The 26,753-nt window shown below is 43.3% G+C and carries 30 protein-coding genes; 14 read left to right on the plus strand and 16 right to left on the minus strand.

What is annotated here, in order from left to right; translation table 11 throughout:
- Positions 1-175: 175 nt before the first annotated feature.
- Together FFM78_RS02580 and FFM78_RS02585 are read right to left on the minus strand one after the other, a co-directional pair.
- Complete coding sequence (locus tag FFM78_RS02580; protein WP_137636879.1) at positions 176-373, minus strand: helix-turn-helix domain-containing protein; 198 nt, start codon at positions 371-373, stop codon at positions 176-178.
- 79 nt (positions 374-452) lie between these two features.
- Positions 453-845: a sigma factor-like helix-turn-helix DNA-binding protein gene (locus FFM78_RS02585; protein ID WP_137636880.1), complete on the minus strand. Its 393-nt coding sequence runs from the start codon at positions 843-845 to the stop codon at positions 453-455.
- 307 nt (positions 846-1,152) lie between these two features.
- On the opposite strand from FFM78_RS02585, the gene FFM78_RS02590 reads away from it, so the two are divergent.
- The 3 genes from FFM78_RS02590 (at position 1,153) to FFM78_RS02600 (ending at position 4,256) form a co-directional block, all read left to right on the plus strand.
- Positions 1,153-2,295, plus strand: a complete 1,143-nt coding sequence (locus FFM78_RS02590) for a low temperature requirement protein A (protein WP_137636881.1) — start codon at positions 1,153-1,155, stop codon at positions 2,293-2,295.
- A gap of 118 nt (positions 2,296-2,413) precedes the next feature.
- Positions 2,414-3,259, plus strand: coding sequence for an SDR family NAD(P)-dependent oxidoreductase (locus tag FFM78_RS02595; protein WP_137636882.1), 846 nt, complete (start codon positions 2,414-2,416; stop codon positions 3,257-3,259).
- 25 nt (positions 3,260-3,284) lie between these two features.
- On the plus strand, positions 3,285-4,256 hold the full coding sequence (locus tag FFM78_RS02600; RefSeq protein WP_137636883.1) for an AraC family transcriptional regulator: 972 nt from the start codon (positions 3,285-3,287) through the stop codon (positions 4,254-4,256).
- A 47-nt stretch (positions 4,257-4,303) separates the two neighbouring features.
- Here FFM78_RS02600 and FFM78_RS02605 read toward each other — a convergent pair whose 3' ends face one another.
- Entirely contained in the window at positions 4,304-5,062 is a 759-nt protein-coding gene (locus tag FFM78_RS02605) for an SDR family NAD(P)-dependent oxidoreductase (RefSeq protein ID WP_137636884.1), read from the minus strand.
- 107 nt (positions 5,063-5,169) lie between these two features.
- Here FFM78_RS02605 and FFM78_RS02610 point away from each other — a divergent pair, with 107 nt between their 5' ends.
- From FFM78_RS02610 to FFM78_RS02650, 9 genes are all read left to right on the plus strand, one after another.
- Positions 5,170-5,577, plus strand: a complete 408-nt coding sequence (locus FFM78_RS02610; RefSeq protein WP_137636885.1) for a MerR family transcriptional regulator — start codon at positions 5,170-5,172, stop codon at positions 5,575-5,577.
- 138 nt (positions 5,578-5,715) lie between these two features.
- Complete coding sequence (locus tag FFM78_RS02615) at positions 5,716-6,531, plus strand: oxidoreductase (RefSeq protein ID WP_137636886.1); 816 nt, start codon at positions 5,716-5,718, stop codon at positions 6,529-6,531.
- Positions 6,532-6,755: 224 nt separating this feature from the next.
- Positions 6,756-7,217, plus strand: coding sequence for a MerR family transcriptional regulator (locus FFM78_RS02620; protein WP_137636887.1), 462 nt, complete (start codon positions 6,756-6,758; stop codon positions 7,215-7,217).
- A 12-nt stretch (positions 7,218-7,229) separates the two neighbouring features.
- Positions 7,230-7,526, plus strand: coding sequence for a YciI family protein (locus tag FFM78_RS02625; RefSeq protein ID WP_137636888.1), 297 nt, complete (start codon positions 7,230-7,232; stop codon positions 7,524-7,526).
- Between the two features lie 111 nt (positions 7,527-7,637).
- Positions 7,638-8,597: an aldo/keto reductase gene (locus FFM78_RS02630; RefSeq protein WP_223876988.1), complete on the plus strand. Its 960-nt coding sequence runs from the start codon at positions 7,638-7,640 to the stop codon at positions 8,595-8,597.
- Positions 8,598-8,609: 12 nt separating this feature from the next.
- A complete protein-coding gene (locus FFM78_RS02635; RefSeq protein WP_137636889.1) occupies positions 8,610-8,996 on the plus strand; it encodes a DUF2255 family protein in 387 nt (128 codons plus the stop codon).
- Between the two features lie 59 nt (positions 8,997-9,055).
- Entirely contained in the window at positions 9,056-10,072 is a 1,017-nt protein-coding gene (locus FFM78_RS02640; protein WP_223876989.1) for an alpha/beta hydrolase, read from the plus strand.
- Between the two features lie 18 nt (positions 10,073-10,090).
- On the plus strand, positions 10,091-10,732 hold the full coding sequence (locus FFM78_RS02645; RefSeq protein WP_137636890.1) for an NAD(P)H-binding protein: 642 nt from the start codon (positions 10,091-10,093) through the stop codon (positions 10,730-10,732).
- 175 nt (positions 10,733-10,907) lie between these two features.
- Entirely contained in the window at positions 10,908-11,954 is a 1,047-nt protein-coding gene (locus FFM78_RS02650) for a zinc-binding dehydrogenase (protein ID WP_137636891.1), read from the plus strand.
- Positions 11,955-12,154: 200 nt separating this feature from the next.
- Here the strand turns inward: FFM78_RS02650 and FFM78_RS02655 are convergent, their stop codons facing one another.
- From FFM78_RS02655 to FFM78_RS02705, 12 genes are all read right to left on the minus strand, one after another.
- Entirely contained in the window at positions 12,155-13,327 is a 1,173-nt protein-coding gene (locus FFM78_RS02655; protein WP_223876990.1) for a conjugal transfer protein, read from the minus strand.
- Positions 13,242-13,424: a hypothetical protein gene (locus FFM78_RS13940; protein WP_223876991.1), complete on the minus strand. Its 183-nt coding sequence runs from the start codon at positions 13,422-13,424 to the stop codon at positions 13,242-13,244. The genes FFM78_RS02655 and FFM78_RS13940 overlap by 86 nt, the downstream gene beginning before the upstream one ends.
- A gap of 26 nt (positions 13,425-13,450) precedes the next feature.
- Positions 13,451-14,008: a hypothetical protein gene (locus tag FFM78_RS02660; RefSeq protein WP_223876998.1), complete on the minus strand. Its 558-nt coding sequence runs from the start codon at positions 14,006-14,008 to the stop codon at positions 13,451-13,453.
- A 52-nt stretch (positions 14,009-14,060) separates the two neighbouring features.
- The gene (locus FFM78_RS02665) at positions 14,061-15,056 is read right to left on the minus strand and encodes a bifunctional lytic transglycosylase/C40 family peptidase (protein WP_137636892.1); all 996 of its coding nucleotides are present in this window, start codon (positions 15,054-15,056) and stop codon (positions 14,061-14,063) included.
- Positions 15,053-17,092, minus strand: a complete 2,040-nt coding sequence (locus FFM78_RS02670) for a CD3337/EF1877 family mobilome membrane protein (protein ID WP_137636893.1) — start codon at positions 17,090-17,092, stop codon at positions 15,053-15,055. The genes FFM78_RS02665 and FFM78_RS02670 overlap by 4 nt, the downstream gene beginning before the upstream one ends.
- The gene (tcpF, locus tag FFM78_RS02675; RefSeq protein WP_137636894.1) at positions 17,093-19,546 is read right to left on the minus strand and encodes a conjugal transfer ATPase TcpF; all 2,454 of its coding nucleotides are present in this window, start codon (positions 19,544-19,546) and stop codon (positions 17,093-17,095) included.
- Positions 19,543-19,923 (minus strand): conjugal transfer protein, encoded by a 381-nt coding sequence (locus FFM78_RS02680; protein ID WP_137636895.1) that lies wholly within the window; start codon positions 19,921-19,923, stop codon positions 19,543-19,545. Before FFM78_RS02680 ends, tcpF begins: the two co-directional genes overlap by 4 nt.
- A gap of 67 nt (positions 19,924-19,990) precedes the next feature.
- Positions 19,991-20,494, minus strand: coding sequence for an antirestriction protein ArdA (locus FFM78_RS02685; protein WP_137636896.1), 504 nt, complete (start codon positions 20,492-20,494; stop codon positions 19,991-19,993).
- A 25-nt stretch (positions 20,495-20,519) separates the two neighbouring features.
- Positions 20,520-20,741 (minus strand): hypothetical protein, encoded by a 222-nt coding sequence (locus FFM78_RS02690; RefSeq protein WP_003678268.1) that lies wholly within the window; start codon positions 20,739-20,741, stop codon positions 20,520-20,522.
- Between the two features lie 121 nt (positions 20,742-20,862).
- On the minus strand, positions 20,863-21,900 hold the full coding sequence (locus tag FFM78_RS02695; RefSeq protein WP_137636897.1) for a DNA cytosine methyltransferase: 1,038 nt from the start codon (positions 21,898-21,900) through the stop codon (positions 20,863-20,865).
- A 16-nt stretch (positions 21,901-21,916) separates the two neighbouring features.
- Positions 21,917-22,240, minus strand: a complete 324-nt coding sequence (locus tag FFM78_RS02700; RefSeq protein WP_137636898.1) for a hypothetical protein — start codon at positions 22,238-22,240, stop codon at positions 21,917-21,919.
- Positions 22,215-23,420, minus strand: a complete 1,206-nt coding sequence (locus FFM78_RS02705; protein ID WP_137636899.1) for a replication initiation factor domain-containing protein — start codon at positions 23,418-23,420, stop codon at positions 22,215-22,217. Before FFM78_RS02705 ends, FFM78_RS02700 begins: the two co-directional genes overlap by 26 nt.
- A 470-nt stretch (positions 23,421-23,890) precedes the next feature.
- Here FFM78_RS02705 and FFM78_RS02710 point away from each other — a divergent pair, with 470 nt between their 5' ends.
- Entirely contained in the window at positions 23,891-24,484 is a 594-nt protein-coding gene (locus tag FFM78_RS02710) for a type IV toxin-antitoxin system AbiEi family antitoxin domain-containing protein (RefSeq protein WP_137636900.1), read from the plus strand.
- A complete protein-coding gene (locus FFM78_RS02715; RefSeq protein ID WP_137636901.1) occupies positions 24,481-25,338 on the plus strand; it encodes a nucleotidyl transferase AbiEii/AbiGii toxin family protein in 858 nt (285 codons plus the stop codon). The genes FFM78_RS02710 and FFM78_RS02715 overlap by 4 nt, the downstream gene beginning before the upstream one ends.
- Positions 25,339-25,363: 25 nt before the next feature.
- Here the strand turns inward: FFM78_RS02715 and FFM78_RS02720 are convergent, their stop codons facing one another.
- Positions 25,364-26,731, minus strand: a complete 1,368-nt coding sequence (locus tag FFM78_RS02720; RefSeq protein WP_137636902.1) for an FtsK/SpoIIIE domain-containing protein — start codon at positions 26,729-26,731, stop codon at positions 25,364-25,366.
- Between the last annotated feature and the right edge of the window lie 22 nt (positions 26,732-26,753).

Below are 26,753 nucleotides of genomic sequence, written 5' to 3' on the forward strand. Positions count from 1 at the left end.
CACCCGTAGTCTATTTGGTTTTCAATTAAAGATTGAATTGACGATATTGGTATACAATTTAGGCTTTTTTGATTTTATGACGAACTAGCACCACGCGTACATACAAATAAAGGGTGAGAAATGAAACCAAAAAAGCAAATTAATCAAAAAAAGATTAATTTGCCTTCTGACTTGCCTACAAATATCGTTCTAAATTGAATTTGTAGACTGTGCGAATGAATTGTTCGGTTAGTATCTGGTAACGATCCTCGTCAAAATTTGAATGCCCTCGACAAGTGATGCTAATAATTAATGGCTGAAATTCCTTTATCAGCTGTGTCATGGCAGATGGATCACCATGCTGAGCTGCGTAAATCGTTTCGGTATAATTCATTGCAATTCGCTCTCCTAGAGTTAGATTTGGGTCGTCTAATTCTGGGAGAGATGGAGGAGATCGAATCCTGATGGTTAAACTAGTCGAAGAACGTAGAACCGATTTTGCTTAACACCTTGCGATGCTGTTTAGAAATCGCTTGACTGCTGACATGGAGGATCTGGCCGATTGTTTTATCTGAAAGTTGTTCGATGTATTTATAATAAAGCAATTTCTTTTGAGCATCGGTTAATCTGGCTATTGCAATGATCAAGCGTTCGTTAATGAGGTATTCCTCAAAGTGAACAGCTTGGTCTGCTGTAAGTAGTTTAATAATTGGTGGTCCTTCATCGATCGGGTACTCAACTGTTTCCTCGTTTAGTGGTACTTTAGGGACCTGATGTTGCTCCTGAGAATAGAGTGAACGGGTCCTATTCACGAGTGACAGCTTGGCATAATGTGAAAATGCTTGTTTGACATCTTGATCAGACACAACAATTCCTCCTTTTACCAAACAAATACAAGAAAATAGATAATAATGAAACCGTATTTTGTCAATAAAATAAAATATTTTGAGCATTGGCATTAGATGGGGTTAATAGGCTTTCAATTTTTGCCTACAAATAAAAAATAATAATAGTATTAAAATGATCTAATTTAACAATGTCTGAGGTAAATAAATGTAAAATGTTAAAAAAGATACCGAAAAAAGTTTTTGTTAAAGTAAGCTATTTTTGACTAAATCTGTCAGGTATAATAAATTTAATTAAAATGGATATACTAACAGGAGTAATTTACTTATGAAAAATTCTTGGTGGGGCACGCCCCGAATGATCACTGATATGATTCAGAATCGCAAAATATCTTGGCTAGAGCTTTTTTCTGACTTAGTTTATGTGGTCATCATTCACGGCTTTGTGGAAAATTTGAGTACGCATTTTAGTCTGGATGGGTTCATTTCGTTTTGGATTCTGTTTCTCTTTATTTTTAATACTTGGACTAATATGGTGCTATTTTTTGATCTGCATGGTGAAAATAACCTACGTAACACTTTTTTTGCGTTGTTACAAATTGTTGCGATCAGTTTTACGGCGGCTTTCACACCGGCTTATTTTGCGGGGCACTATACTGGTTTTATTATTGCTTATACGTTTAATCAGTTGATCTACATGTATTTATTTTTTTCGACGATGGTTGCTGATCCAGCGCATGGTATCACGACCAAACCGTTTTTGATTGCCTATACCGTTGGAGAGCTGATTTTTGTTGGTAGTATTTTTATACCTAGTTTAACGGTGCAGCGGTTGCTGATTTTTATCGCTTTAGTGATTTTTATTAGTACGGTGATGGGCGAGCGCAATAATTTCACCACAGAATTTAAACAGCGCGGAATTCCGTTTACGATCACGCCAGCGATCATGGAGCGGTACGGGTTATTCACGATGATCGTACTTGGTGAATCGTTAGCTGGTTTGATTGAACATGGTGAGCATATTCATCAATTGGCAGACTATGGGTTGTTTTTGTTATTGTTGCTCAGTGTGATCGGCATGTGGTCGGTTTATTATACCTTCATGGAACAGCTACGGATCGAGGCGCAGTCGTATGGACCATTGTCGTTTTTTCGTGGGCTGCACCGTTTCTTCATTGCCTGTTTGACCTTGCAATCATTTTTTATTGCCCAGTTGTTTGAAGAACCTGAGCGCGTTTTCTATAGTGGTTATTTGATCGTGACGATTTTGTTGTTGTGCATCTTGTTCGTGATGTTAAGGATGCGGGTGTTTAATCCAGCACCGTTGCGGTGGCAGACGGCGCTATTATTTCCATTGGGTGCACTTGTACTGTTGGTGTTGCTAGCATTGCCGTTAATGGTAGGCTTGGTCGTTGCCGACTTGGTGCTATTCACGATCGGTGTATCCGGTTGGTTGCTGAATATGGCGTAAGTGACGCTTAAATGGGTTGTTTGGCACAGAATGCAAAAGGTTTGGCACCTAAAGCTATTACATTTGCTCGCTTGGTTAGGTATAATGAACTTAAACTGATCAAGAAAGCAGGGAGCTTATGACAGAAAAAACAGTGATCATTACTGGTGGTAGTGATGGGATCGGTAAAGCAGCCGCGCGGTTATTGAAGGAACAGGGCGCACAAGTGGTGATCGTTGGTCGCTCACCGCAAAAAACGAAAGCAGTAGGGACGGCATTAAAGGTGCCTTACTACATTGCGGATTTCACCAAGCTTGCTGAAGTGCGGGCGTTGGGTAATCAGTTGCACGCAAAATATCCGCAGATCGATGTGCTATTCAATAACGCTGGGGGCGTTTATGGCAAGCGTGAAGTCACCGTTGATGGTTTTGAAAAGACGTTTCAGATCAATTATTTGGCCCACTTTTTATTGACGGATATTTTGCTGGATACCTTGATTGCTAGCCAGGCAACGATCATTAATACGTCCAGCATCGGTAATAGTGGCTTGAGTAAACTTGACATTAATGATCTGAATTTGGAAACTAAATATAGTCGGACGCGGGCGTACGGCAACGCTAAATTGGAAGTTATTTTATTTGCCAAAGAGTTTAATCGTCGTTATGGCCAAAAAGGGGTTTCGATGGTGGCCTTTCATCCCGGCAACGTGGTAACTAATTTTGGTGCTGAATCACCTGGGATGATGCACGTGATGTACCACACCTTTGTTCAAAAATTAATGGGGATGATCCCGCCAGAAAAGGGCGCCGATACAGCAATCTGGTTGGCCACGACCACCCCGGGCAAGGATTGGCAACCTGGTGAGTATTATTACAAACGTAAAATTGCCAAGGCACATAAACTGGCTTACGACAAAGATATTGCGCGTTCATTATGGACGCAAAGTGAAGAAATGATTGGTGAACGCTATCCGACTTTTAAGTAAGGGTGTTTAAAGAAGGAATGATCAAGTGAAAATCGCAATTAGCAAGCAATTTCAGGATTTTGTTAAGGGTATCGGCTTGTCGCTAGATGATATTTTGCAAAAAGCGGCGATTCCCAACGTTTTATGGCGGGAAGAACTACAATTATCACCAGCGGACTACAATAAATTTTTGTTCGAATTGGACAGCGAGATCACCGATGATCAATTATTAGCGTTCAGTCAAGTCGAAAACTATAAAGCGTTTATGCCACCTTTTTTTGTGGCTTTGTGTGCGCAAAATGCCTTAACTTGTTTTCAGCGCTTTGCGGTGTATAAAAAATTGATCTGTCCGTTGGTGATCACGATCACAGAACAAGCGACGACGCTTTCGTTGCATTTAAGTTTTGATCTGCCCGGTTCACAAATGGCGCGGTTTACGCTATTGAACGAGCAAATGGCGTTGATCAGTTTGATCCGCACCGGCACCGGTGAACCAATCAAGCCTGTGGCGGTTACGGCGCCGTATGCATATAGTCCTAAATTAGTCGATTTTGTGGGTGTACAACCACAGCTGGCGGCCACCAATGTGGTCACCTTTAACAAAGCCGACGTGTTGCGGCCGTTTGTGACTCAGAATAATGTGATGTGGGACTACTTGGAGCCGGAATTAAAGAAGCGTTTAGCGCAACTTAACGCGGAAAATTCCTTCATCAATCATGTGGAAAAGGCCCTATTTTCAGCGATTCCCAGTGATCATTTTTCTCGTGAGTCGGTGGCACATTCACTAGGGGTCAGCGTGCGCACGATGCAACGCAAATTGAGTGAGCAAAATACGACGTACGCGCAATTGGTGCAAAAAGTACAGCGCTTGTTGGCAGTCAATTACCTTAACGCTAACGAATTAGCTACTGAAGAGATTTCGTGTTTAGTTGGTTATAAGGATCAAGCATCATTTTCACGGGCGTTTAAAAATTGGACCGGGCAAACGATCACTGAGTATCGGGCGGCAATCAGTTGAGCTCAGGGCACTAAAAAAGGCCAGCATCTGCTGGTCTTTTTTAGTACCTATAAAAACATACCGCCGGAAGCTTCGATCCGTTGGGCGTCGACCCATTTAAGCTCGTCGGTACAAAGTGCGGCGATCACACCACTGACGTCTTCAGCTTCACCGATTCGGCCTAGGGTAGTTGCGCTACCGATAAAGCCACGGAGTTGATCGTTGTCTTTAGCGGCGCCACCGCCAAAGTCAGTTGCCATTAACCCTGGGGCTACGGTGTTGACCCGAATACCCCGTGGGCCGAGTTCTTTAGCCAAATAGCGGCTGAGAACTTCGATTGCGCCTTTCATTGCGGCGTAAGCACTGCCACCGGGGGTGGTGAAACGAGTCAAGCCGGAGGATACGTTGACGATACCGCCTTGATCGGCCAGTAGTGGTAATAAAGTTTGCGTTAGGAAGTAAACACCTTTGAAATGAACGTTCATTAAGCTATCAAATTGGGCTTCGGTGGTTTCAGCAAAGCCTGCTTCTAAACCAAAACCGGCGTTGTTGACGAGAAAATCAAAGTTTTGACGCTGCCATTTTTCAGTTAAAACGGCAGTTAGTTGTTCGGCAAAAGCGGCGAACGAGGCGGTGACGCCGGTATCCAGTTGTAAGGCAGCGGCTTGACCACCATTTTGCTCGATTTGGGCCACAACTGCGGCAGCTTGTTCTTGTTGAGAATGATAAGTGATCACGACGGCTAAACCTTTTTGGGCGAGAGCGAATGCAGTGCTGCGGCCAAGGCCACGACTACCACCGGTAACCAGAGCAATTTTGTTTGTCATTTAACAGACCTTCTTTTTTGGTTTTTGACTGAATGGGTACTTCAGGTTAAAATGAGTTTATCACTTAGAGTTAACTCTAAGTCAAGCAATTGAAAGGACTTTTTTAAATGACTTATACGATCACTGAAGTTGCCGCCAAATTTGGTTTGTCGGCTTACACGATCCGTTACTATGATAAAGCAGGTATTTTGCCGTTTGTCCGCCGTAATCAAGCGGGTAACCGCCAATTTGATGAGGTCGATGTGGATTGGCTGCGCCTAGTTTGTTGCTTGAAAAATACTGGGATGGCGTTGAAAGACATCAAAGCTTACAGTGACTTAGCGCGCCAAGGTAGCGACACCGGAGCGGCGCGGCAAGCCATGTTGCGCCAACACAAGCAAGCTGTATTACAGCAGATCGCCGACTTACAGGCCAACTTGGAATTAATTGAGACTAAGATCGATTTTTACGCTGATCCGCAGAATAAGGCGCTGATGGATCATTTGAAGGAATTAGAGCAGCAACATCGGGCATAAATTTAGCGATCACGCTAACCGGTGGTCGCTTCTTTAGTAATTTTTGGCATAAATTGTCAATAAACTGGCACGCTAAGCTATGCCTTTTTGCAATCATACTTCATATAATGGAGTTATTCAAAGAGGTGGCGATACGCAATGAAAGTTATTCTGATCACGGGTGCCAGCAGTGGCATCGGCTATACCACGGCTAAATTATTGGCTCAACAAGGCAATCAAGTTTACGGTGCTGCCCGGCGCGCCGAAAAGTTAGCGGCGATCAAGAAATTCGGCGCCATACCGGTATCGATGGACGTCACCGATGAAGCGTCAGTCCAAGCTGCAGTCAAGCAGGTGATCGACCAAGCTGGCCGTATCGATGTGTTGATCAATAATGCCGGTTATGGTTCCTATGGGCCGGTAGAAGTGGTCCCACTGAATGAAGCTAAATACCAATTTGACGTCAATGTTTTTGGTGTGGCCAGTGTGACCAAAGCGGTATTACCAACGATGCGGCAACAGCATTCCGGCTTGATCATCAACATTTCTTCCGTTGGCGGCCGCGTCACTAGCCATTTTGGTGATTGGTATCATGCCAGTAAATACGCCGTCGAAGCGCTAAGCGATGCCTTACGTTTGGAATTAAAGGATTTCGGCATCAATGTATCGATCATTGAACCAGGTGGTATCAAGTCTGAATGGGGCGGCATCGCGGCGGACCATTTGGAAAAAGCTGGCCAGGGCACGGCTTACGCGGCGCAAACTAAAAAATCAGTGACTGCTTTACGCAAGCAGTTTAACAATCCAATGATGGTCGCAGATCCTAGTACGATCGCCAAGACTGTTGCCAAAGCAGTCAACAGTCCACGGCCGAAAACGCGCTACTTACCGGGGATGGTGGCTAAATCAATGGTCTGCTTGCATACGATATTACCGACACGGTGGTTCGATCGCATTATGTTAATGGCAAATTAATAAGAGAATCGAGCAGCGCCGTAAAACGGTATTGCCCGATTTTTTGCGTTTTACTGAATTGATCAATGCATAATAGTTATAGCTGATCATAAAGCATAAGTATTGGTTATTTATTGCTTTTGATTTTAAACTAAGTTTATTGAAATTAAAAAATTGAACAAAGGGCTTGACTTGTAGTTCACTCAAACCAATATACTGATGGAGAAATGTGAGGAGGTCAGCAATTGAGTCGTTTAACGATCACACAAGTGAGTGAAAAATATGGTATTAATGCCAATACGGTACGTTACTATGAGCGCATCGGCTTACTGCCGCCAGTACCACGCCAAAAAAATGGCAATCGATACTATGATGACGGTATTCAAGGTTGGATCGAAATGATCGTCTGTTTACGGCATTCCGGCGTGCCGGTCGAGGCACTGTATGATTACGCGGAAATGGTCCGTACTGGTGATAGTACCCTAGCGGCACGGCAAGCGCTGTTGGAAGAGCAAGAACAGGAATTAGTGGCGCAACAAGCCAGTTTGCAACGGTCGATCGATCGTTTGCGGCATAAAATTTCCTTGTATAAAAGTGGGGCGATCAAAGCCAATAAAAGTTATTTTGAAGAATATCAAATCGCAGCCGAAATTGCGGCGGACAATAAGAAGAAACAAGAACTACAGGATAAAGATGAATCATTTTAGGAGGTATCAGGGATGTATTTAATCAATGTGACGATCAAAGAAGCCGTAACGGCACCAGAAGCAGCAGCCCATTTGGCGCAACACCAAGCATGGTTCCAGCGCTATTTTGACCAAGGTAATTTCTTATTGCTAGGGCCATCGCAAACGTATCAACGGGCAGGTGTGATCGTGGCGCAAGCAGCGGATCGGGCTGAATTGGATCGTATTTTGGCTGAAGATGCCTACTATCCAGATTTGGCCAATTATGCGGTCAATGAATTTACCGCGCTGAAAATTGCGGCGAATATCACTGATTATCAAGCTAAATAGGCTTTGGAAAATTTGCTAGATTAGTTTTTACCGCTAATTTAGCCTAAACGTGTTTGAAAAAGCAGCTTTTTCCACTTTTTCAAACATACTCTAAAATAAGGAGCAATCAAAATGACAACAATGCAAACTGAATTAAAAATGCCAAAAATCGCTATGGGCGCATGGGCCTGGGGCGACGCCACTGACGGTAATGGTTATTTTGGCAATGATTATACGGAAGCCGATTTTAAGCCGGTTTTTGAAAAAGCCTTGCAGGAAGGGCTAAATTTATGGGATACCGCAGCGGTTTACGGCATGGGTGCTTCGGAAAAGATCTTAGGTGATCTCGCTCGCGGCACTGAGCGGCGTGAGCTATTATTATCAACGAAATTTACCCCACAGATCGCTGATGGCACCGCTGAAGCCGCAACCCATATGTTTACGGCTAGTATGGAACGGTTGGGCACTGATTATGCGGATATTTATTGGATCCATAACCCTGCCGATGTGCAGCGTTGGACGCCACAGTTAGTACCGTTAGCTAAAAGTGGTCAAGTCAAATATATTGGCGTTTCCAATCATAATTTAGCTGAGATCAAACAGGCGCAAAGCATTCTAGAAGCGGCGGGCTTAAAATTAGCCGCGGTCCAGAACCATTTAAGTTTGTTAAATCGTTCTTCGGAAAATGCTGGGATCATCGATTATTGCCGTGAAAACGATATCACGTTCTTCTCATACATGGTGTTAGAACAAGGCGCGCTTTCCGGTAAATATGATGCCGCACATCCATTTCCAGCTGGTAGTGCCCGTGCACAGTCGTATAATGGTCAATTAGCTGAATTAGGTGATTTGATCGCTGAAATGCGGACTGTAGCGACAGCACATGGCGCAACAGTCGCCCAAATTGCTACGGCTTGGGCAATTAGTAAAGGCACCGTACCGATCGTGGGTGTGACTAAAGTTAAGCACGTTGAAGATGCGGCTAATGCAGCTAACATCGAGTTAACGGCAGCCGAAGTGACGGCGCTGGAAGCATTAGCCGCCAAAACTGGCGTTGCGACGATTCGTGAATGGGAAAAAGATATGCAGTAGGGAGGTCATTTGATGACAGGATGGACAGCGCAGCAATTAGCCGCTTTTAAAACGGCCGATGATTTTCACGTTTCACCATATTATGCGGATGGTAAAACCTATGGCACACCGACTTGGATCTGGTCAGTGGTGGTCGCCGATCAACTCTATATTCGTGCTTGGAATGGGCAACGCTCACGGTGGTATCAGGCCGCGATCAGGCAACAAGCCGGCAAAATTTCACTAGCCGGTCAGGATTACCAAGTTCAATTTGCCGCAGCCGCTGCTGATGCAGCCTTGAATCAGCAGATCGATGCTGCGTATCAAGCTAAATACCAGGGCAGTCCGTATTTACCGCCGATGTTAGCTACTGGGCCAATCAGCGCGACGGTGCGCGTGACCCCAGTCCAGGACAAATAAGTTGCGTTAATGCGATAGTCAGTTTTATGCTTTAGTAAAACGTTTTCTAGGAGGCAATTATGGAAATTAGTGATTTTAAAGACGATACCCGTATTTTTGAGATTTATCCGGAAATCGAAGTTAAAAAAGCGACCTTTAAAAATCGTTTTGGCATCGATATTGTTGGTGATCTCTATTTGCCCGTCGGTTACGCGACTAAAAAATCAGCGGCAATCGTGGTCAGCGGTCCTTTTGGTGCGGTCAAGGAACAGTCATCAGGTCTTTATGCGCAAGAATTTGCGCGCTGGGGCTTTGTTGCGATCGCGTTTGATCCATCTTACACCGGTGAAAGTGGCGGGGCAGTCAGAAATGTTGCTTCACCGGAAATGTTCACCGAAGACTATAGTGCCGCCGTCGATTTCCTTGGTTTATTGCCGTATGTTGACCGCGAGCGCATCGGAGCCCAGGCAATTTGCGGCTTAAGCGGCATGGCGCTAACGGCAGCGGCGACCGACACGCGAATCAAAGCGGTAGCGACAGCTTCAATGTACGATATGTCGCGCAGTATTAGTCAAGGCTATCGCGATAGTTATACGGATGCAGAAAAACTAAAGATTCGTAATTATCTTGGCGAACGGCGTTGGCAAGATGCGGCGGCTGGGCAGTATGAAACTGGCCCCCACGAAATCTTATTTGATGAAAATGATGAACCGCTGACTGATTCCCATGGTTTACCGGATGAATTACCGGAAAATCCTAATCCAATCTTGAAGGTTTTCTATGACTATTATAAAACCAAACGTGGCTACCATCCGCGCTCGATCAATTCAACTTCAGCGTGGACGGCAACGACACCGCAATCGTTCTTTAGTTTTCCGCTGATGACGAATATTAAAGCAATTTCACCGCGGCCAGTGCTTTTGATCGCCGGCGAAAAAGCGCACTCATTGTATTGGTCCGAAGATGTCTATCAAGCGGCGGCGGAACCTAAAGAGTTGATCGTAGTGCCTGGTGCGAATCACGTTGACTTGTATGATCGCAAAGACATGATTCCTTTTGATCGACTACGAGAATTCTTCAGTCAGAATTTAGCTTAAATTATAGGAGGCAATCAATTGACTAAAATTATGATCGTTGGTGCTTATGGCGCCATGGCCCAATTAGTGACCGAAAAATTGTTAAAAGAAACGGATAATGAATTAATCCTTTTTTTGCGTAAGGCGGAACGCTTGAAGCAATACCAGGATAATCCACGAGTGCAACTAGTTGATGGGGATGTTCTAGCAACGGATCAATTGATCGTATCTATGGCACCGGCTGATGTAGTTTATTCCAACTTAGGGGGTGTTAACCTGGCTGAACAAATTGAAAGTGTGATCAAAGCTATGCACCAGACAGGAAAGCAGCGGTTGGTCTATATTAGTTCATTGGGTGCTCATCACGAAGTTCCTGGTAAATATGGCGAATGGAATGAACAAGCAATTTACGATTATTTACCTGGGTTCCGTGCTGCTGCTAAATTAGTGGCGGATTCAGGATTGACCTACACAGAAGTTCGCCCAGCTTGGTTGACTAATAATGATGAAGTAGATTATGAAACCACTCAAGTTGATGAACTATTTAAGGGCACCGAAGTTTCCCGTAAAAGTGTCGCTGACTTTGTTTTCAACGTTTTGACACAGCCAGATACGCACCGCAACGAAAGTGTTGGTTTGAACAAGCCCAATACTGACGGCGACAAGCCGAGCTGGATGTAGGTATGCACAATAAAGTTCGTTTGTATTCAGTTGATGAGATATAAAATCATGAATAGATACGTTATTGACAAATTTTGTGTTAAATTAGGTATTAGGTTAATCTATCAAATTTGAAAGGAATTGAACGCCGTATAATTGGGATTAATGTTTATTCGACGTTCTGGGTATGGAAATTATGAAATCTGCAATTTTTGAAAAGGCTGGTTTAGTTACTGTTCAAGATATTGACAAACCAAGTCTACAAGCTGATGATGATGTGATTATCAAAGTTGTACGCGCCTGTGTTTGTGGCTCTGATCTGTGGGCTTATGCGCATGGTGATAATAAGCAACCCCATTCTACAAACGATGGGCATGAAGCCATCGGGATCGTTGAAGAAATCGGTTCGGCTATTACAACAGTAAAGCCCGGTGACTTTGTAATTGCACCATTTACTCACGGTTGTGGTGAATGCGATGCCTGTCGTGCCGGATTTGACGGAACTTGCGATCGTCATCAAGGTGCAACCAACTGGTCTAATGGTTTCCAATCAGAATATATTCGTTTCCAGTATGCCAACTGGGCGTTGGTTAAGGTTCCTGGACAGCCTGGTGACTATACAGAAGGAATGATCAAATCGCTTACAACCTTAGCGGATGTGATGCCAACCGGTTACCATGCGGCGCGTTGTGCTAATGTTCAAAAGGGTGATAAAGTCGTTGTCATTGGTGATGGTGCCGTTGGTCAGTGTGCGGTGATTGCTGCAAAACTGCGTGGTGCCTCACAGATTGTACTGATGAGTCGTCATGAAGATCGTCAGCAGATGGCGTTGCAGTCGGGTGCTACCGCTGTTGTCGCTGAACGTGGTGAAGAAGGAATTGCTAAAGTTCGTGAGATTCTTGGTGGTGGCGCTGATGCTGCACTTGAATGTGTGGGTACAGAATCTGCCATTGATCAGGCACTAGGCGTACTCCACAACGGTGGCCGGATTGGTTATGTTGGTGTACCACACTATAATAACCATGCCTTAGGATCAACCTTTGCACAAAACATTTCGGTAGCTGGTGGTTCTGCTTCAGTGACGACTTACGATAAGCAACTATTGCTTAAAGCCGTTCTGGATGGCGAAATTAACCCTGGCCGAGTTTTCACCGAAACATATAGCTTGGATAACATCAACCAAGCATACCAAGATATGCAGGAACGTAAAACGATTAAATCAATGGTTGTCGTTGCCGACTAATTTTAATGTGTGTTGAAATAGTAATTGATGATATAAATTATCAGTGGTCAGAAAAAATTGTGTCTAGGTTGTGTCTTCAAATTCAAAAGCGTTGAAATCTCAGTAATGGAATAGGTTTATTGGCTTTTAAGACACATTCTAATAACATTAAATTATCTTATGTATACACGACATTCAAATGAGTGTCGTGTTTTTGTTTCCTACAGACCAGACTTAATGGTCCAGTTTGTACCTGTCTTTTCTAAAATAAGGGAGTATTGTGAATATTGGGTCATATCGGTTTCACTATCGAGGAACTTGACGGTCGCGTCAACTCGAATGTTGTCGCCTTGACGATGGAAGGTGGGATTGACCAATTCCGCAAAACGGTAGTCTTTATTTAGTGGTTTCGTTCCGCCATCGACATAATATTTCAATTCATTGGCGGTGCCGCTTGGATAAAGGGTGAAGAAAGTGGTTAGAAACTTAGTAATGCTGCTAGTGGTTTCGGCATCAATCGAGCTATCAGTCTGAAGTTGTTTTTCAGTTGCTTTAGCTTTAGTTGGGGCTGCCGCGATCGTTGGGTTAGTGACAATTATCATATCGCCATCTTTATTCTTCATAACGTTCAATGAGTAGGTGGACTCGATTGCTTTGGGGGCATCTTCTTTTTGACTATTTTTGATCTGCTGATTAACTGTGAATAACACTTTATTGACTTGATTCTTCTTAGCTTCAACTTTCCAAATCCGAATATCAGACACGGTGGAAGTGGTCGGAATATCAGAACGTAGCGCATCGGCATTCAAGGTTATCAATCCATTTAGCATGAATTTACTAAGGTCCTTTTGGCGGGTTTCTAATTTCTCATGGTTAGGTTCCCACGTATAATAGACTTTGGCGAAGTCGGTGACGAATGCTTCAATCGCATTGGTATCAGTCAGCTTAACTTTCACTACTTCACGTTCATGTACCGTGTGTTTATTGATCGCGGTGAAATTCTTGTAGACGCCAAAACTAACACTAGCGATCAAGATCAACCAACAGAACCAAGTCGTTTTTCGTCGAATGCCAACGCGAGGTTGCTTTAACTTGCGGGGCTTTTTTTCTTTCGCCGGTTTCGGTTGGCGTTTTGGTGGCCGTTGTCGTTTGATTTTTTTACGCGGGCGCTTGGGACGGGCTTTCTTATGTGAAGCGACTTGATGCTTGGCCGGACGTTCGTTGTATTCATACCGTGGGTCGCGTTCAGTTTCTCGATCATAGGGTGGTCGTGGTTCACGTTGCTCATAGTCATGAGGTGGGTAACGCTCATCGCGATTCATTCGGTGGTCGGCGATAGTTGCGGTCGTCCCGTTCTTGTATTCGCTGCGGTGGCCGATCTTCGTAATCTTCATGATATCGTGGTCGCGGGTGTTCCGTATAGCGATGATCACGGGGATCTTCGTAGTCATCGTAATCATAGTCGTAGTCTTCATAATCTTGACGGGCCATGTCGTGTTCCTCCTTGTGGATCAGATTTACCATTTAAGTTTAGTGGCGAGATTAGCCACACTATTTTGTTGCAAGATGGCAAGGTGATTATTTTTTTGATGGTTGTGGTCCAGTTCATAACACTGATAAAATTCGGGATAGTCATTGCGAAAGCGGTCAAATAACTGGCGTAGACGGACTTGGGTGTAGCCGCGATAGTCTAAATCACTATAAATATCATATTTGTCGTCACTGGTGAAAAATTCTTCGGCAAGGTGTAATTCTCGATCCAAAATGTATTGGCGGTCGGCTTCACGAAACTTAGTGTTGCCTAACCAAGCTTTGACATTTTGTTCATGTTCCAGAGCCAAGCGAAATTCACGGCGTTTACCATATTCAAATTGTGGTAATTCAGCGACAAAGTAATCAATTGTTTTGACCAAGTCATCAACGTTAGGTTCATGTTGTTCAAAAAACTTGATGCGTTCCCATTCGGTCGAAGCGTGATCGAGTTGTTTGTTACGTAACAGGCGATTGTCGCCGTAGTTCAAGTCGATCCGACTTTCTACTAAGGTGTGGTCGATGGCATTGGTCAACAGGTCCATCCAGTGATCATAGCTAAAACCATCTTCATTTAAACTAGTCAGGAAAATCACCTCATTTCTTGATCCGACCAGCCCCGACAAGGTGTACTTGCCAGTAAGCTGTATTTAGATTCGCGTAACCAAGTGGATCGCCGGCATTGTACATACGCATATTACCGACATAAATGCCAACGTGGGTAATGTAATCGGAAGTGGCGTAAGTGCCTTTGAAAAAGACTAAGTCACCGGCTTTCGCACTTTTGATGCTGATGTGTTGCGTTGCGTCATATTGCGCTTGGGCGGTACGCGGAAGTTTAATGCCAGCTTTTGCATAGGCCCAACTAGTTAGCCCAGAACAATCAAACCCAGTGGTCGGGGTAGAGCCACCAAAAACGTAGGGTGTGCCTTGATATTTAAGGGCTTCGGTCATAATTGCTTTAACCGTTTTATCGCTAAAATTAGCTACAGTCGGGCTAAGATACTGGCTGACTAAACTCACGTAGAACATATTGCCATAGGCGTAGCGCCAGCCTTCATCAGAGACTGGATTGGTGTAAGTGACTTTTTTGCCACCAGCTTTTTCTTTGGCGAAATCACTGGCTATTTGTAGCGAATATTTCTTGCCATGAGTAGCCACGTAATTAATAAACGCGCCACCGAAGTTGTAACTTTGAATGGCCGTATTTAAATCGGTTTTGGTTGCTTTCATGGACTTGATCAAACTGGCAAAGTATTTCACTCCTTGTTTGATCGAAGCATCCGGCGATAAACTACCAGGCGCTTGACCCAGCGATTCGCTAGATTGCATCACATCGCTGCCTTTACCGCCAGATTCAACTTGCATAATCGCAAGGATCACCGTTACTTGATCAGGAATACCAAACTCCTTACAATACTTTTCAACGGTGCTTTTGTATTTGAGTACTTCTGCGGAAAGATTCATTGAATCAACGACTAAAGCGGTCGTATCACCACTGTCATCGTCATCAGCCGTCATTGCCACTGAAAAGAACAACAAGCTAATGAGTATGATCGGTAAGACGGCTAAGGCTAGCCATTTTTTTGTCATTTGTGCTTTGGTCGCGGCTTGGTCGGCAATTTACGGCGCATGGCGTTTTGTTTAACAACGAGATTCAGTGGCTTGCCAGTTGTCGGTTTAAATTGCCGTTTTGTGCCTGCTTTAGGTTCTGTGGTGAACGATTGTCTTGTGCGCGGCGTTGGCGCTTTGGTTGGGTCTTTCGGATTGGCTAATTTAGTCGTACTTGGATCGCGTGGCTTGGATTGCGTGACCGGTGAAGCAGTCGGCTTTTTCTTGATCGGATCAGAATTAGATGGTTGTCGTGGATTCTTAGGTGGATCAACCACCAGTTTACGTCGTTGCATTTCTTCACGGTGTTTCTTTGCAGCCAGTTCACGTTCTGATTGATTGTCTTGACGTTGATTTTTCAACCCATTTTTGAAATCATCAATGCCTTTTTTTGCGGTTGCCTTACCTTGATGTAGGCCGTATTTAGTATTGGTTGGTAAGTCCTTTAACTGTTCCTTAGTCCGTTTGGCGGTTGCGGCCATTTTCTTTTTGGTGTCTAATGCGGCACCGACTTTTTTACCGGCGCGGGTCATTTTACTACTGGTGGCATCGCGTTTATTTGGTTGGGGGCGTTTTGGCTTACCTTTACCGTTTGTGTCAGTATCAGTTTCAGTCTGTGGTTGCGATCGTGGTTTTAAATCGCGGGCGAGCATACCACCCATTGCGGCATTACCCATGACTTGCCGGATTAAACGACTACCACTGCGGCGCAGGCGACTGGCACCAGCTTGGGAATCAGAACTTTTAAGCTGCATCATACCCATTAAATCGCCCAGCTTCATCCAGATACCGGCAAAGATGACAATCTGGAGAAAGGCAACTAGGAAGAATGGGGTGGTGGTCGATAGGCCGTAGATCATGGTGGAAAGGCAGAATGTCAATGTTAAGACGATGGTGACACCAGCCCGCATCATAATCGTATTGAATAGGCGTAAAACCGCCGTTTTCATTAGGCCATTAAAGCCCGGAATCATGGCTAAGAGACAACTGATCGGCAAGAAAATGGCGTAGATGATGAAGAGGATCTGACTAAATAACATCATCGCCGTTAGAAAGAAGACAAAGATGGTGATCGCGATATCAAAGATACTGACAAAGGTGGTCACGCCTAGACGTTGAATGGTTTTGACGGCGGATAGATTGTCGTTTTCTTTATCTTCAATTTCGGCTTTGACGATCTCTGTTCGGTCTTTACCTTTATTTTTGAACGGATCAGTTTTAACGAGCTTATTGACGCGGTCTTCACCCACTTCTTTAATATTGGAATCACCGAACTGTAATAACGTCCACGGTTGCTTGACTTGAATGTTAAATAACGTTTCGCGGATCGCATCAACACCGTTTTTTGAGGTGGATTGCTTATTTTGCATGATCATTTTAGACCCCGTGTTTAAGGCTGAGGTACTCATGTCGGCAGAAAATTGATTGATCTTACCAATATAATCGGGTGAGTAAGCAACAAAGCTAGCCGACAAAATAAAGATCACCACAAAATTGACCACCGCTGAGATGGCTTTGGAAGATTCGCGTTTGACCAAGCCGGTATAGGCGACATACACACCGAGCACTAATACCAGTAACAAAAGCATACCGGGATAAAAGCCATCAGCGCTAAAGCCGTTTTTAGAAACGCCAGCAAGTAGCTGCATATTTTTACCGATGGCATCGGTGGTATCTTTGATGAAGTCCAATGAATAAGCTTGTTGAATCAGGTAGCCAGTGGCGTAGGAAAGGTAGACGGAGATCAACCACAGAAAGTTGGTGATGGCATAAATGGCGTACATGACTGACTTGCCAATGCCATCACCCCAGTTCCATGGCAACCAATCCCATGATGAATCAACGAAATAGTCCAGTTGATAGTTGTTGACCGGATATTTGGAAAATTCGTGTTTATTATTGACAGTTTCATCAACTAAGCCAGCAGCGTGGACGCTTTGGAGCAAAGTAGCACTCACTAGCACCACGACTAGTACCAGGCCAATCAGTAATAAAAGTCGTTTTTTACGGGGCGACATTTACTCACCTCCAGTTATCTGCGCTGGTGGGCGAGTGTCGAAGGCTTTGTACAGGTGTTCAAAAATATAATCAAAGTGCAACACGCCGACATGACCCCAAATATCTTGAAATAAGCATTCACCATTATCTAGTGAACGTAAGCGGTGTTGATTGCTTTCATCTTCGGCATCCAAGCCAAAGAAAGTGAGCGTGTTTTTGATTTCATTGATATCGGTCGAGCGAAAGGCAAATTTCATACCGATATTATTTTTCATCTTTTCGTCTAAAAGATCATTGGCATTTTGGGTGACCAGGTAAACGCCAGCGTTCATTGAGCGACCTTCACGGATCAACTTCATGGATAGAGCTTTACCTTGTGCGACGTTCAAGAATGCCCAAGCCTCATCGAGATCCACAATTTTAAATTGCGAACGATCGGCATGAATAAAGTCGATGGCGAAAGTCGAGATGATCATCAACATGGCGACGGATAACATTTCCGCGGTGATGTATTCGTCTTGGGTTTTGTCGGCATCAGGTAAGACCAAGTCGGCAATTTGAATGATATTGATTTTGCGGTCCAAGGCGATCGAACGGCGGGTGGAACCATCTGAAAAGAGTAAGGCAGCAAAATCATAGTCGGTGAACGATTCAATATGATCAGCGATATTGTTGGCAATCGGAGTCCCTTCGCGGCGCAGTTCGGTGATCACTTTCAATAATCCTAGTTGCGGATCAAGGGTGACGTTGCGAATTGCTTTGCGTAAAGTAGGAAATCGTTCGGCGTCACGGCTAGAGATCCCGGTCAAAAAGGTGAGTGTATCCACCGCTAAACTTTCGGAATCTTTCGGATTGCTAAGAATGATGTAAGGATCGAGTAAACCGCGATTAGCTTCTTCACTAGTTAAATTAACAATATTGATGTCATCTTGCATGAAGTCTAAGTTTTTTGCCCAGTCGGTTCGTTCCGATTTTGGGTCAAGAATTAAAGCTTGCGAGCCATAGAGGACGGCGTAGTAAACGAGTAAGTTATTGGAAAATGACTTGCCGCCACCCAGTGAACCAAGGAAAGCGGCCGAAAGAGCATTGGTCACTGTTCCCTTTAAACCTTGCGCGGCTAGATCAGGTTTGATGAAAACATTACGGCCGGTATCCACGTTGTAGCCCACATAAATACCCTCACGTTCACCTAAGGCTTGGGTAGCACCAAAGCCTAATGAAGCAATGAAATCACTGGTGACGTACTGGATATAATCGTTCATGTAGCGCTTTGAAGCGGGCATGAACTCGCTGTGTAAACCGAGCATATCGCCGAAAGGCCGAACCAATTTGATATTCAACGAATCATAGAAATCAAGAACTTGATCAGCGCGCTTTTTCATTTCATCATAGCTTTTTCCACTAACGCGGATTACATAGGAAATTTTGTACATGGCGTCTTTGGTTTGATCAAGCTCAGCTTCCAAGTCGTCAACGGAATCAAGGGCATCGGCGACACCGCGAGTGGTTTCATTATTAGATTCATAGGCGTGATTATCTAAATCTTTCAGCTCTTTCTTTTTATTGCGTACCTTGGTCAGCGCCTTTTTGTTGGTCACAATTTCCACATTTAGTGAGGTATCAATGGGAAAATCGAATTGTTGTTGCTGGAAGTAGAAAATCTCACTACCGGGAAAATCTAATTCACCCACAATATCGGACAAGGCCATATAGGTGACATAGGATTCAGTAAAGCCGTGAGTGATGATCAAGTAACGTTGCTTTTGTTCGATCAATGAACGGGTCGGTTTGATCAAATCATATTTTTTGATCACCGTATCTTGATCATCTTTTTGTCGTGGCAGGTGGTATTGGTAGTCTTCATAATCTTGCCCTGACATACCATAAAGATGTTCTAACAAGTAACCAAAATCATCTTTGATCAGCGGTCGAATTTTGAAGCGGCGACTAACTTTATCGGAGAGAAACCGGGCGACTTTACGAAATCGATCAACTTCACTGTTATTCATCACCATGAAATCACCGGTATATTTTTCGTTGAATTCGTGGAGAAAGTCCTGAATGCCAAGCATAATATCATGCCAAACACCTTTAGCGGATAGCTCACGATCATTTAGCAACAGTTTGAAACCAATAAAAAAACGATAATCAACTTGATTATCGCCAATATTGTCGATCAACGTGGCGGCCTGACCGTCAATGTGCGTATCGGCAATACTTTTTAAATTACCTTTGACTGTGGTCTTGGAACGGCGCATTGTGTCATTAATACTGGATTCCGTGGCCAGTTGTAAGAGATGCAGTTTACCGTCACGGTTTTGTGAGATCAACTGACGGAAATTTTCGTGGACTTCCGCTTTTTGATCAGGTGAGAGAAAGGAATAGTTATAGGGGACGAGTTCGTAATAGGCGAAGCATTCGCCATCACGATTAAACACTAGATTGTCTTCGATATATTTTATGGGAAACTTCACTGGTCGAACCTCCTTACGTGGGTGATATGGTCAAGGGCATGGGCTTTAACGGGTTTGACTGGCCGTCCGGCAAACGTGATCTTCTGGGCGGTAAAATAAGTGATCACTGAGCGTAGAAAGCCTAGTGGCCGCTTATTATCAAAAGTCTTTTGACTCATGACCCAAGTAATGGCCGCCGGAATACCGAGATATTTCAGGAACGCGCCGTCAATAAAACTCAGCGGTGGCACATCACCCAGTAACATGACCAAAAATAACGCAACGATGAACCAAGTCATTTGGGTAAACGTGACGGGGAACGGTAGATTAACATCGTTGATCGCATAGAGCACTTTTTCTACCGACCAAATGCTGGTGTAACTACGAATCTTTTTCATAAGTGACCTCCTTTCATTGGGGTAAAGAGGACTGATCCATTTGCTAGATCAGCCCCCGAGTAGAAATTTAGTTTGTGTATTCATAAATAGCGCTGTTGGTAATCAAATAGTTACCTTCAATTTCCATATCACGACCCAGTGCTTCAAAGTCGAGGTAGGCAATGACTTGATCTGGCAGGTCACCGAAAACGGCACCAGATTCTACAGCATCTTGAGCTAGCTCGGCCATGTCAGACACACCTTTATAGATAATGATATTCTCAGCGTTTTCAGCCAGTTCTTCAATATCACGGAACCATTCGCCGATCAAGGCACTAACGTCAGCACCAAAATCGTATTCTTCAAGCCGTTCTAAAGCAGCATACTTACGATTGATTTCATCTATTGAATCAAAACGATCAATTTCAAAAGGTGCTTCGTAATCATGGATCGCGTACTCTTCACTGTCATTTTTCAATTCCAGCTGTTCGGCAATGGCATCAGGGTATAACGGTGGGGTGAACCATTTACCTGTGGTCTTGCCTTGATTGTAATAACCTAAGTTGACGATAAAAACGCGTACCGTTTCCATTTAGCTCCCTCTTTTCTGACAGTAATTAGGCGCCAACAACACGATTGAATAAGTTCAATAGCACATCTTTGACGCCGGCGGTATTAAATACCAACCCAACGGCGATCAAAGCAATGATCAGAAAGCCGATCAGTTTAGAAAATTCGCGTTTAAAGCCTAAGAAAACACCGATCACGGCAATTGCCATCAGCACTAAAGACTGGGCGTTGCTAGTGAACCAGTTGAAGAGATTTTGTCCGAAGTTCATAGAAATTCATCCTTTCATTTAGAAAATATAGTCAGTTTATGATTGTTATGGAAAACTCCTTTATAGATTGCACGCTTTTTGACAGGGTAACGCACGACCATTCTTAGATGATTTATTTATGTTAATCACTCAATAATTGAAACCGCGATGCAATAGCTTTGATAATCGGCACCGTCACACTATTACCGGCTTGCTTATACAGTTGTGCGTCAGATAGGCCAGAGTCCTTGGCTTTATAAAACACTTCATCAGGAAAACCTTGCAGACGCCAGTATTCGAGTGGCGTTAAACGGCGTATGCGTAATTCTGGATCAACGACTGCTTCACTGCCATCAGTTAGTAAAGTGTGCGCTTTTTTATGAGCAACGCGGCCGCGTCGAGTTTGACTAGTGGGATAGGTTAGACTGATGCCATCACCACTATGCGCATTAGTGTAACCACGATGAGTGGCGTCTGATACCTTGAGTGATTTTTGGGGTGGCGTGATGATCTTTGTTCTAATGCCAGAAGTGGCGACCAAAGTTGGTGCGATACCATCCGGGTCATAAACTCGTTCATATTGATGCGTCACATTTGGATTGACTTGAGCTAGTCCTTTAGTAGCCGTTGTTCCATTGTCTGGGATAGGAAATACTTGTCGCTGACGTTTTGTTCTAAGATGTCCGATAATGAATAGACGCTCGCGGTGTTGGGGAACGAGGGTGGCAGAATCGAGAACTGACCATTCAACGTCATACCCCAATTGGTCCAATTCAATTTGCACTCTAAGGAAGTCAAGTCCGCCGTTAATACTAAGAAGGTTTTTAACGTTCTCAATAAATAGAATTGTGGGTCGGCGGTTATCGGGTAGTTGCTTAATAAGGTTTGTAACTGTGAAGAACAGACTTGAACGATGGCCTGCGGTGAATCCTTGCAATTTTCCAGCAAGGCTGATGTCTTGGCATGGAAATCCGAAGCACCAAATATCTGCGGTTGGAAGTTCAGCAATTCTAACTGTTGTGATGTCATGAGCGGTCCATTCTCCTTTAGTATCAAAGATTGCTTCATAGCTTTTACGCGAAAATTTATCTATTTCGCAATAGCCAACACAGGTGTGCCCGGCTTGTTCCATACCAAGCCTAAAACCACCAATGCCTGAAAATAGGTCTAAAAATTTCATGATGATACCTCAAAGTTCAAAAATATTTGCGGGAAGATTTGATGGTCAGTAACGGCCAACCAGTTTTAGCCGAGACCTGATAAAGCAATTGCAATAACTCTTCATTTTTAAGTGGCTTGCCGTACACGTCTAAAATCGGTGCCGGCCAATGTACAGAAAAACGCCAATCAATATAGCTGGTTGGCGTTAGATACTTATCTAGTTCATGTAATTGCAGAAATTTAGGATCTTCGATAACACCGACTAATTGTAATCGGTAGTAATAAACATTGAAAATATAGTCTTTGATGCCAGCAGGAAAGGTAGCAAGTGGTTTATTCAGTTCCTTGGTCGTTTTCAAAATAATCACCTCCAACTTCACTAATGCCAAGGGTTTGTTGTTCAAGTATTGTTTGATGCTTTTGTTTTAATTCAGTGTTTTTGATCATGGCTATTGTGCTGTTATTACCGTTATAGCCGTCAATGTTAAGCAGAACTTTAAGGGTTGGGGCAACTTGTTTTTTTATCCAAGCGCGAGTACGCCGTAGATCAAAAGGTTCAGGGTCAAGGGTCAGTCGTAGCGGCTGCCGGCCTTTGCCGCAAAAAGCTGCCCAGGTTGGATTAAGCGGCCATTTAGCCCGGTCTTTATTTTTGCCCCGATTAACAAAACGAATATAGCGAGTAATAATGCCAAAAGCGGTTCGCTCAACATCACGATAGGCAAGTAAATCTTCAATGGCTATCTTGGCGCGATCATTTTTCAAACGTATCTCAAAGCGATTTTTGATGCCAACGGCTTGATAGTCTGCACCAAATTTATGTTGCTGTTCCGCTTCCTTTTCATAGATACAGAAATAAATATCGCTTTTCATCGAACCGACATATAAACTCGCACCATGATCTTCTGCTTGTTCGTCAGTCATGGCACCGGACTTTAAGCCTTCAAATCGCCGCATTACTGAAATACATTCGTTCTTTTCACACTTGGTAATGAGTTCAGGGATGCTGAGAATACCTGCATGGTCATTGATGGCTAAATCTAGTCGTTTAAAAACGGCTTTAAGTTCTAGACACCGTCTAAAGAAATCGAACCAAGTTTCATCATGAGCTAATAAGATTCCTTCAAACTCACGACAACCTTGGCCTTTAAGTTCCAGCAACGTGCCGATCTTTTCAGTTGGTGTTGAACTCATCACTTGGATATTACTGAAAACGTAGCTAGAGGAATAACCGTACAGGCCCCAATCATTGAATAGCATGAAGTCTATTTTTAAATTGAGTACCTTTTCAATCAAGGTCTCCACATCATGAGTGGGGAAGCGAATCCGCACATAATCAAAATTGAGTGTTAATTCTGGATCTTCACCCCAGTGAGCTAATACATAGTCAATTTGCATTTGTAAAGAACTACTTGGACTGCGCGTCCCGTTTTCTAAACGTTGGACGTGTCTCACTGTAATTCCGATGCGTCGAGCTAAAGTTGTTTGCGTGATATTCAGTTGCTTACGCTTAGTCCGTATTTGTTCACGCCAAATCGGCATAGAATCAGCTCCTTTCTTTTTTGGAATATAAAAAGGCGACCTTACACAAGCTGGTCGTCTTTAGGTGAAACTATTAAGTTGTAATTATGGCAACGTTTCTACGTTATTTTCGGCCGTGACGTATCAGTTTTCTACCCCCGTGTTACATACCGGGGGTTGATGCGGCCGGCTTGCGCCGACCGCCGCCTCCGCTCGCGCTTTTCGCGCTGCACAGCACGGCGGGGCGAGTTAGCGCTAGCATTATTGTGATGTTGGGCAAGTCCATTAAAGTTATGTTAGCTATTTGAATCAATCCAGCAAAATCTTAGTGCCGTAAAAAATGTTATTGAAAGTGAACCGATTTTAGTATTTGAGCTGCAAGAATATAGCTAACAGACAATTCAATAAACTATGAATCGCTTTATCCGCTTTTTACTCACTATATGTTATAATCTGAGTAGAAAACGGACTTTTGGATTGAGGTGAAATAAATGAGCCAACAAGATGAAATCATTGAGTACTTGAACAAGAATGGTGGTCAAATTACATCTAAAACCGCTAGTTCAATGGGTATCTCACCTAGAGTGCTGCGCAACATGTATGCTCATGGGCAGCTTGAAAGATTGGCACCAGGTGTTTATATTGATCCACTTGAGTTTGGTGACGATATTGCTGCGATACAATATAGCCTTTCAAAAGGTGTTTTCTTCAAAGATACGGCGCTTTTTCTCTATGGAATGATCGACCGGACACCAAGCACCTACGAAATGAACTTTCCGTTGCCATACGCGTACAGTACTAAAACCGATGCACCAATCAAGATTTATCGACAAAAAAAGGAGCTTTATGAAATTGGCATAACGACAACTAAAACTCCTGGTGGACACCTAGTTAAGGTTTACGATGTTGAGCGCACCTTGTGTGATATCCTGCGAACACGAGATAGGTCCGATGCCGAGACGATTAAACAAGCAATGAATAGTTACGCCCATCAGAAAGGAAAAAATCTCCGCCAGTTAATGGCGTACGCAAGAACATTTAAAGTAGAAGAAGAGATTAGAACGTATATGGAGGTCCTACTGTGAAACTTGAATTTATTGACCAGAAGCAATTTTTGGCTAGAATCAGAAAGTTAGCAAAGGAAAGAAAAATCACACCACAAATCATGTTGCAGGAGATTGTTTTGGATGACCTGATTGATCGAATCTCTAATTCACCTTACCAAAATAATCTCGTACTAAAAGGTGGCTTCTTGATTGCATCGCTAATTGGCACCGACACTCGCTCAACACGGGATATTGATACTTCAATTGTTGGTTTACCAGTGACGGAAGATAAAATGAAAAGTGTGTTTCAAGAAATTTGTGATATTGAATTACCAGAAGATATCATCAAACTATCTATTGTAAGGATTGGTGAAATTAGGGAGGATGATGAGTATTCCGGTTACCGGATTCATATCCGTGCACAAATCTATACCACACGAGTTGATGTTAAGATTGATATATCAACTGGAGATGTGATTACCGAGCGCGCCATCCAATATGGACACAAAATGATTCTTGAGGATCGGACTGTTCAAATTATGGCGTACACAGTTGAAACCATCATTGCTGAAAAGTTGGAGACGATAGTTAGCCGGGCTGATGCTAATACACGATTGAAAGATTTCTACGATTTATATTTGCTCAATCATCAAAATAAGACTGAAATAAAGTTTGATGTATTAAAAAAGGCAATACAAGCAACTTCAGCAAAAAGAGAAACAACTAATCAATTAGGCACCTATATTTCAGCATTAACGGCTCTCAAAACAAGTCCAAGTCTTCAAAAATTATGGCTTGCTTATCAAAAGCCCAATGAATATGCGCACGGGATTGATTTTGGAGCTACGTGTGATGCAGCGATTGATTTAGTCCGTAAATCAGGCATGGAGTAACTTAGATAACTACCGGAATAAGCGATTACAGTGTTTTGTTATTGCTCTGATAGGCAGCTTCAATCTCACCCAGAAAATCATAACCCTTCGGTACTAACGGCGTGTAAAACTCACTAATCACGCCAATACCAGTATCCACATAACCACGACCTTTGATGGGTTTTAAGAAGAAATCTTTGTCGGTTTCACCAAACATCATGGTATAACCAAGGTCCGACATGCGACCGAGTGCGGCACGGAACATAAATTGATCACGAATGCCGTCACCTAGATATTTTGCATCAGGGCGCTGGCAGGCTAAGATCAGAAAGAAGCCTGATTGACGGCCAAGCATAACGATTTGTTTAAGCTTACTCATGACTTGTACCGCTTCACGTCCGATCATATCCATGAAAGCCACATACTCATCAAAAACTAGAAAATGGGCGGGAAGTCCGAGCGCGGCATAGTTATTGCCTGTTTGGTAGCCGGCCATTTTTTTCATCTCTTTATTCCGTTCCATCATTTCTTGATAAAATCGACCTACGGCGGCGATCATATCGTCTTGTTCATAGTGAACATCTGGAATGACATCGGTTAAATCGGCTAGGTCAGAATTTTTTGGATCAAGAATGGTCAACTGATTGCCGTCACGAATCAATGCTTGGATCAAGGTGAGAATAAAATAGGTTTTCCCACCACCAGTACCACCAGCGATTAGCATATGGGGCAAAACATCATATTCCCAAGCAACATTGTTCATTAGATTGACGGCACCGTTTTGGCATTTCACATGTTCAATCGAGATTCGATTGCCAATCGTATCATATAGTAGGGTATATTCCACAAATGAATCATGGAGAATTTTATCAACGATCTCACAGTATAAGCCAGATTCAAGTTTCTTTTCTAAATGGATCAGTTGATCTTGATAAGGACTCATCACAATTTCCACTTGTACATGGATCAGACCATTTTTTAAACGGTAGTAAACTCGTGGGAACCGTGAAATGCGTTCTTTTGAACTGCCAAAGTCTAAGTCTTTGAAAAAACCATCATTTTGTCTTGTTTCACTCTCGTACCAATTATTGGTCATGAACATTCGCGCAATTTTTTGTCGATGCATCAATTTGCGGTATTGGTCAGGAAATCTGATTAAGACCAATAAGATGATCGTTAATGAAGCTAGAAATGTAATGATGGAACTGATAATCAATCCGCTAAATGACCAGGGGAGACTATGAATTGTCGGCCATGAAACGGTTTTAAGATTGATTTTAGATAGTAACGGTAGATAAAGAAAAATAGTCAGTGGCAGCCAGATGAATAGAACCATGCTTAACAGCGTTTGAAAAACTAGGTTCTGATCACGTGGATGAATTTGAGTGCCACGATACCGAAAAATTGCTTTCAAATTATCACCTCATTTCAATTGC

The sequence above is a fragment of the Loigolactobacillus binensis genome, from assembly GCF_005405165.1.
Classification (GTDB): domain Bacteria; phylum Bacillota; class Bacilli; order Lactobacillales; family Lactobacillaceae; genus Loigolactobacillus; species Loigolactobacillus binensis.